Here is a 7,467-nt window from a genome sequence, read left to right on the forward strand (position 1 = left end):
GATTGGGAAAGGATTGCCGACCTACGAAAGCTTGAATCGATCTACCCTAGCCGAAGGCGCCAACGACGTCCGCCAAGCCTGTTTTGCCGTACGAGCGAGATGAAAACGCTTTAAGCGGTTCAGCAGGGGTCTTCCTCCGAATCATGGCGGCGTCGCCGAGAAGGTCCGTGGCGCCAATACCGGCTCGGTGGCGAACTCCTGGGGCAACTCGCCCGTCAGGCTGTTCAGGAAGGCCACCAGGTCGCTGACATCCTGGTCGGTAAGCTCTTTGCCGAGTTGCACTTTGCCCATGACGCGCACCGCTTGCGGCAGGGTGGCCACCGAGCCGTCATGGAAATACGGCGGGGTCATGGCCACGTTGCGGAGGCCAGGGACCTTGAAGAGATACTTGTCGGCGGGATTCCGGGTTTCCTTGAAACGCCCTTCGTCGATCGACGGACTGCCGGTCTCCGTCCAGTAATCCCCGAACATCCCGAATTTCCGGAATGCCGATCCACCGACAGCCACCCCGTTATGGCAGGAGACGCAGCCGAGGTCGATGAAGGTCTTCAAGCCATTCCGCGCTTGAGGCGTCAGGGCCTTGGCATCGCCTTTGAGATAGGCATCGAAGGGCGACGGCGTCACCAGGGTGCGCTCGTAGGCGCCGATGGCCTTGCCCCAGTTCTCCGGCTTCACCGGCTCCGGATCGTTCGGGAAAGCTTGTTTGAACTCGGCTTCGTAGCCCAGCGCCTTGAGCTTCCGGATCACGGCCGCAGTTTCGGGATTGCCGAAACTGGTCTGTCCCGTCAGCGATTTCATGGCCTGGTCCTCCACGTCGGCGCGATTGCCGATCCAGAGTGCCTTGAACTGGAGCGCGGCATTGAGCACGGTGGGCGCGTTGCGGGCGTTCAGGCGATGTTCGGCGCCGATCGATTTAGGCAAGGCGTCGGTTCCGTACAGGCCGGGACGATGGCAGGTCTGGCAACTCACGGTGCCGTCCAGGGAAAGCCGGGGATCGAAAAACAGCTTCCGGCCCAGTGCGACACGCGCGGGATCGGTCGGGAACTCTTCGGTCGCCATATCCTTGGGGAGCGGTTCGAACAGCTGCCTGGCCTTTTCCATCAAAGGCTGCCCCGCCTCCTGGGCGTGAACCGTAACCGCGAGAAGAGCCGCTGCCCAGGGGACGCCCCGTGTCCGGCGGGCCAACGATGAAACGGAGCGGCGTCCTTTCACGGGACCGCCGTCGCGATGGTTGAGCCGGCTGTTCATAAGGTGATGACCCTGTCGCTATCGACCACCCATTCCGCAAGCTCGGCCATGGTGGACTGGCGTGCGCCTTCGTAGTAAGGCTGGTTCTTATGGATACCGCATCGGGCCATGCAGGTTCCGCAAACTTTCACGGTCACGCCTCTTGCGATCAACTGTTTGAGCATCATGACGAGGTCCTGGTCGTAAGCTTCCGGAACTTTACAAGCGTCCCGCGCCATGTCGACGGCATCGTTCATCAGAAAAATACGCACATCCTGACTGGCTTCAAGCAGTTTCCCCGCCAGCCGCAGCCCATTCCATGTCACGTCGGTGCCGTCATAGGGCGGCCTGTTGAAAATGATGAGTACCTTCATCGTCCATCCCTCCGTTCGTGGTGTCCGCCAAGAAAGCGATTTATCTCCTTAGACAGATATCGCTTGTCGGGGCCTCGCACAACCCCGGCACGATATATTATCGATATCCGATAACGGATTTCGATAGTATGATTTCGCCTCGGACCTGAATGCAATCGGAGAACATCCCATGAAGTCGTTTGACCCGTCTCACCGTGCTGAACTCGACGCGCGATCCGTTCGATACGGAATGGTCCTGACGGTCGCCGGCGCTGGCGTGAGGTGAAACGATGAGCGAACCACGGATCCAGACCACTGGCTCGCCTCGGCTCCAACGGCAATTGGGGTTGTTCGGCGCAATCATGATGGGCCTGGGCGCGATGGTTGGCACGGGCGTTTTCGTGAGCATCGGCATTGCGGCGGGCATCGCCGGGCCATCCGCGATTCTGGCGATCGTGCTGGCGGCCCTGGTTGCCATCTGCAATGGACTCGGCAGCGCCCAACTCGCCGCCAGCCATCCCGTCAGCGGCGGCACTTACGAGTACGGCTATCGATACCTCAATCCCTGGCTGGGCTTCACCGCCGGTTGGATGTTCCTGATTGCCAAGTCCGCCTCCGCTGCCACCGCCGCCCTGGGTTTCGCCGGTTACACGCTGGGCGCCTTGGGCCTCTCGCAGGATTATCTGGTCCTTCTGGCGCTGGCGGCGGTGATAGCGCTCACGCTGGTTGCGCTGAGCGGCATCCACCGTTCAAACGTGACCAACGTCGTCATTGTCTCGATGACCCTGCTGAGTCTGCTTTTCTTCGTCATGGCCGGCTTGTCGGTCACATCGGGGGCCAACTTCACGCCGTTTTTCGCCCCGAGCGCGGACGAAACCGGCCCTCTCGGCGCATTGTTTCACGCGGCCGCCTTGATGTTCGTGGCTTACACGGGGTATGGACGTATCGCTACCTTGGGCGAGGAAGTGCACGAACCGAAGCGCACGATTCCCACAGCGATCATCCTCACCATGATCGTGACCATGGTGCTCTATATCGCCGTGGCGGCGGTCGGCGTCGGAGCCGCTGGAGCCGAGGGGCTGAGCGGTGCGGCGACGGATGCGACGAGCACACAAGCCGCACCGCTGGCCGTGGCCGCGCGGCAGTTTCCCATCCCTTTCAGCCCGCACATTCTGGCGATCGGTGCCGTGACGGCCATGTTGGGCGTGCTGCTCAACCTGATTCTGGGACTGTCGCGCGTGCTGCTGGCGATGGGCCGCCGCCGCGATATGCCGGTCATTTTTGAACGCCTCGATGAAGCCAAGACGACGCCTTACTGGGCCGTACTGGCGGTAGGTGTGGTTATCGGCGGGCTCGTGCTGATCGGCAATGTCAAAACGACGTGGTCATTTAGCGCATTCACCGTCTTGATCTACTATGCCCTGACCAATGCCGCGGCGCTGCGGCTGCCTGCCGAGCAGCGGCTTTATCCGCCCTGGGTCGCGGGACTGGGATTACTGGCGTGTCTGTTCCTGGCGTTCTGGGTGGAGCGGCAGATTTGGCTGACCGGTTTAGGACTTATTGCCGCCGGTCTCCTCTGGCACGCGGTCGCGAAGCGGCGGCATGACGCTTCCAGCGCATCACGCCGATCATCCGGCTAGGCACCGCACCCGACTCACTCCAGACGCCGCTACGCTCCACCTTCCGGCAGCCGGCGGGCCGGGTCGATGATCGAAAACGAATGAGCAAATTGTATTACGACATATTCCTCGCCTTCGTCCGAGTCCACCTGCTTCACCACGCCGCCGAGGAGCCCTTCTACGGCGCAGCGATGTTGGAGGAACTTCAGCGCCACGGCTATCGCCTGAGCCCCGGCACGCTCTATCCCATTCTTCATGGCCTGGAGAAGGCGGGCTATCTCAGCGTCGAGCGAACCGTGGTGGGCGGCAAGGCACGCAAGTACTACCGGATCACCGACCAGGGCCGGACCGCCTTGAAAGAGGTCAAACCCAAGCTGCGGGAACTGGTGGAAGAAGTGCTGGGTGATCTCGGACCGGCCGGAAGGCCCGATCCGTCCGAGTAACATCGGGTGAACAGCGGCATGACCAGGTTCATAGCAGCAGCCACCGAACCAGCCGCACCGGTCTACGGAACAGATACCCAGCGCCTCTGGGATTTGCGGAAAAGGCCAAGGCCGAAGACGATGAGAAGGATGCTGACCTTAACCGCGAGCAACAGCAGCGCGGCCACGCCCATGAGCGTCTCTCTCGCGATCTTCGGCCGTGTCCGCGGGCCGTTTCACGAGCCGCGGACGCTTAGCGCCCGGCGCCGCTGGCGACTTCGCTCATTTTCGCCAGGGCCTGATCGATAGTGAAGCTGGCCGCCTTCTGGCCGGTCAGGTAGGGGAGCAGGTTGTAGCCGTCGATATGGACCCTGAAGGTCTTGCCCGCCGCCTGGTGGCCTTTCTTGCACTTTTCCACGACATCCGGCTCGCCAGCCGCCGCGAGAAACGTCGGCAGCCAGTCGTGGTGCTGGACGATTTCGTTGGAGACCATGCCCGCCGGGATTTTGCCGGGCCAGCGCAGCAACACCGGAATGCGGAAGGCGCCCTCCCGGTTGGAGTTCTTCTCGTTACGGAACTCGTCGTCGCAGGTTTCCATACGCTTTCTGGCCAAGGGGGGCCGGTGTCCTCGATTCGAGAGGGAGCCGCTTCGGCGTCGGTCACAACACCTTGTCTTCCTTCATCTTGGCGATCAGCGCTTCAGCCAGCTCCCGGGTCACTTTGGTGACATCCTTCGGGTCGATCGACTCGCTGATTCCCGACCACACCGCTTGCTCGCGCTTGATGTCCCACAGCGTCGACTCGATGGTCATAACGTCATACGCGTGGATTTCGGGCGCGGCCGCCCAGGTTGCCCCGTACCAGCCGTAAAATCCTGGACCGGGTCCGACGTAACCGGGGCTGACGTCCACCTTGCGTTGCACCCGGAGGACCCGTGTGACCAACACCGAATCGGCGCCGGTTTTTGCAACCGCCTGCTTGATTCTCTCTTTCGGCAGGGGGCCTTCTTCCGGCAGCAGCGAATAACTCGCCGAGGCTTCGGTTCCGGATGTGCGCAGCGCCTGTACGAAACCGTCCTCGAACAGACGTCGGTTCGCATCGCTGCGGCTGACGCCGATGACCAGGACCTTGCGAAACGGCACATCGCTGAACTGCGGGTCCTTCCAGGAATCCTTGAGGTGCGTCGTCGCGCAGGCGGCCACCAGCGCCGCTACAAGCCACAACAGACTCAAACCCAGTCTTGAATTCGGACGATTTGTTGCCGGTCTCATTCCAGCTTCGACCATCCCTGTACTCCTTAATTCTTTGTCTTGCATTCCGCTTGAAAGTTATAGCCAAACCCGACATCAGCCTCTAACGGACCTCGGTCCTGTAATAGCAGACCGCACCCGCTTGGATACACCCGCACACGAGTTATTGATCTCAGTCCAGGCCTTGAACGCGTGCGCATCGAACGCTTATTCAAAATTGCTTTCAATCTTTCAATGGGGAATCAACTTTGTAGGGTGGGTTAGGCCGCGAGGCCGTAACCCACCGGGCGGCCTCTAATCGGTGGGTTACGCGGAGCCTGTCCTGAGCGGAGACTAGGGGCTAACCCGCCATCGATGGGTTTCGCTTCGCTCTACCCATCCTACGATGAATATTCACTCGAATGCCGAATGGAATTACTCGGCTCACTCGGAAAATGGAAACACCCGCTTCCAGTCCCGCTTCATGTCCACCACCATCCAGCCGCGAGTCTTCGCCTCGTCTAGCGCTTGGTCAAGCCGGCCGACGGACGACTCGCGGTCGTAGGCCCACTCGCGCTCGGCGTCGGTATGGTGGACCAGCGCCATGAGCCGCGCCCCTTCGCCACCCGCCGTCCATTGAAGCATCTGAAGGTCACCGTCCGAATTGCCGAAGGCGGCGATGGGCCGTCGCCCGATGAACTTGTGGATGCCCACCGGCTTGCCAGCCCGGTCGTCGACGAAATCCACCTCCGGCAGCCTTACCAGCACCGGCTTGCCGTCGCGCAGTTCGAACTTCGTCTCGATGCTGCTCCCCACCACCTGTTCGGGCGGAATGTCGTAGGCTTTTTCGACCCAAGGCCGCATGAAATCTATCCCGCCGCCCGAGACGATGTAGGTCTTGAAACCGTTGGCGCGGAGGTGGGCCAGCAGTTCCCGCATGGGCTGGTAGACCAGTTCGGTGTAAGGCCGCCCGAACTTGGGGTGCCGGGCCTCTGCCAGCCAGTCCTCGACGATGGCCGCGAACTCGGTCGTGGTCATGCCGGCATGGGTGGCCATGACCAGTTCGACCAGCCCCTTGTCGCCGCGGGCCGCGAGTGCCGTCAGATCGTTTTCCAGCGCGGCCTTGAACGGCTGCCGCTCCTTCCATTCGGGATGCTGCGGGGCCAGCGCCTTCACCCGGTCCAGCGCGAACAGTCCCTGGAAATACAGCGGCTGCTCGGCCCACAGGGTGCCGTCGTTGTCGAACACGGCGATGCGCTCGGTAGGTGGAACGTAATCGGCGCTCTTCCTGTCGGCCACCTTCTTTACGAACGCCAGGATGGCTTGCTTCGTTTGGCCGTTGTTCCAGGACGGCAGCGGGTCGGCGGCTTTCCGCACGGCGAGGGCGGCTCCATTCGTCAACAGGATCAGACCCAGGAAAAGAACGAACGGCCGAAACATGAGCCGGAAGGAACGATGAGCATGGGCGGCTTCTCCAATCAGTCTTCAGTCCATCCGTGTCGGACATGGGTGCATGCCCAAACTACCCGTCTCGATGTCTACCAATAGCCCGTCAGCCCGAGGAACGGACCGCTCAGGGTCACATCGGTTTCGATGATGCGCTTGCTCACGTCCAGGCGCAAGGCCTTGTAGCCTGCCTCGATCGAGGCAGGCATGCCGAACAGGGTGGTGCGGTAGCCGACCAGCCCCAGCACGGATCCGGCGAAGTCGATGTTGTCAACGCCGAAGCCGCCGCCGTTGCCGTCCACCAGGACGAACCATTTCGGGCTGAATTGCACCGTGAACCGCGCGCCTATGACCGGACTGGTGAGGCTCTTGCCGGTCGAGGCGCTGCCGATGCCCCTGAACTCGACCTGATTGTCCAGCCAGAGGGTGCGTCCGCCGGCATAGAGCTCGAGCATGTTGGAGCGCGGTTTCTCGTCCCAGTGGGCGATGCGTTCCGAGGCGGCCGGGCCGAACACGCGGTACATGGCACCATACTCCATGACGCCCAACTGGCTCGACAAGCCTCTGCTGATGCCACGAGCGAACCGGGGCTCGAAATCCAGATCCACGTAATTGCCGTCCAGATAGAACCCCAGCCGCTCGTAATGCGCTTCGAGCCGTCCCATGAAGGCCAGCGGGAAGTTCCTGAGCTCCTCGGCGATGTCGATGAAGGTGGAGTCGACCGACTTGTTGAACGGCCCCGCGGAAAACTTGCCGTCCACGCCGGGCAGCCATGCGTAGAGCGTGAGGTTGAAGGCCCAGGGATTTTGGCTAGCGTCGCTTTCCGCCGCCGCGCTGTGGAAGCTTGGGACCGCTGCCAAGGCCGCCACAAGGGGCAAGGGTTTGTAAGACGAAAAAAAGCCGGGGTTGACGGTCATGCAGGATCTCCTTATCCAGTTCTGTTGCGTGGCTCAACGGTTATTAATCAGGCCCGTAAATACCATCCTGGTATTTCGGGCCGCCGCCCAGGCCCGGTACACGCCCGGCCTGGGCTCACGCGGCTTATCGCCGCGCCGGGGCATCCCTGCCCCGGATTAACCCGGCCTATATTTATAGGCCGGGTTAATAAATCAGCTCCCTTATTCCCAATCGCTTTCGGTCAGGCATTCATTTTCGTTGGATTGGCTAGGCA

The 7,467-nt window shown here is 61.6% G+C and carries 8 protein-coding genes; 2 read left to right on the plus strand and 6 right to left on the minus strand.

Annotated features, from left to right (window positions below; translation table 11 throughout):
- Positions 1-141: 141 nt before the first annotated feature.
- Both ABJK70_RS17300 and ABJK70_RS17305 read right to left on the minus strand, forming a co-directional pair.
- Positions 142-1,248: a cytochrome c peroxidase gene (locus tag ABJK70_RS17300; protein ID WP_347258584.1), complete on the minus strand. Its 1,107-nt coding sequence runs from the start codon at positions 1,246-1,248 to the stop codon at positions 142-144.
- Positions 1,245-1,601 carry a DsrE family protein gene (locus tag ABJK70_RS17305; protein WP_086134163.1) on the minus strand — a complete coding sequence of 119 codons (357 nt, stop codon included), beginning with the start codon at positions 1,599-1,601 and terminating at the stop codon, positions 1,245-1,247. Before ABJK70_RS17305 ends, ABJK70_RS17300 begins: the two co-directional genes overlap by 4 nt.
- 269 nt (positions 1,602-1,870) lie before the next feature.
- Here ABJK70_RS17305 and ABJK70_RS17310 point away from each other — a divergent pair, with 269 nt between their 5' ends.
- A complete protein-coding gene (locus tag ABJK70_RS17310; protein WP_347258585.1) occupies positions 1,871-3,220 on the plus strand; it encodes an APC family permease in 1,350 nt (449 codons plus the stop codon).
- Positions 3,221-3,300: 80 nt separating this feature from the next.
- On the plus strand, positions 3,301-3,642 hold the full coding sequence (locus ABJK70_RS17315; RefSeq protein WP_077730680.1) for a PadR family transcriptional regulator: 342 nt from the start codon (positions 3,301-3,303) through the stop codon (positions 3,640-3,642).
- Between the two features lie 232 nt (positions 3,643-3,874).
- On the opposite strand, the gene ABJK70_RS17320 is transcribed toward ABJK70_RS17315, so the two are convergent.
- The 4 genes from ABJK70_RS17320 to ABJK70_RS17335 all read right to left on the minus strand — a co-directional run bounded on the left by ABJK70_RS17320 (position 3,875) and on the right by ABJK70_RS17335 (position 7,213).
- Positions 3,875-4,219 (minus strand): sulfatase/phosphatase domain-containing protein, encoded by a 345-nt coding sequence (locus ABJK70_RS17320; protein ID WP_347258586.1) that lies wholly within the window; start codon positions 4,217-4,219, stop codon positions 3,875-3,877.
- A 61-nt stretch (positions 4,220-4,280) separates the two neighbouring features.
- The gene (locus ABJK70_RS17325; protein ID WP_139841064.1) at positions 4,281-4,892 is read right to left on the minus strand and encodes a DUF4136 domain-containing protein; all 612 of its coding nucleotides are present in this window, start codon (positions 4,890-4,892) and stop codon (positions 4,281-4,283) included.
- Between the two features lie 402 nt (positions 4,893-5,294).
- The gene (locus ABJK70_RS17330; protein WP_347258587.1) at positions 5,295-6,290 is read right to left on the minus strand and encodes an HAD family hydrolase; all 996 of its coding nucleotides are present in this window, start codon (positions 6,288-6,290) and stop codon (positions 5,295-5,297) included.
- Between the two features lie 98 nt (positions 6,291-6,388).
- Positions 6,389-7,213, minus strand: a complete 825-nt coding sequence (locus ABJK70_RS17335) for a hypothetical protein (RefSeq protein ID WP_347258588.1) — start codon at positions 7,211-7,213, stop codon at positions 6,389-6,391.
- Between the last annotated feature and the right edge of the window lie 254 nt (positions 7,214-7,467).

It is taken from the genome of Methylocaldum sp. (genome assembly GCF_039794385.1).
Taxonomy (GTDB): domain Bacteria; phylum Pseudomonadota; class Gammaproteobacteria; order Methylococcales; family Methylococcaceae; genus Methylocaldum.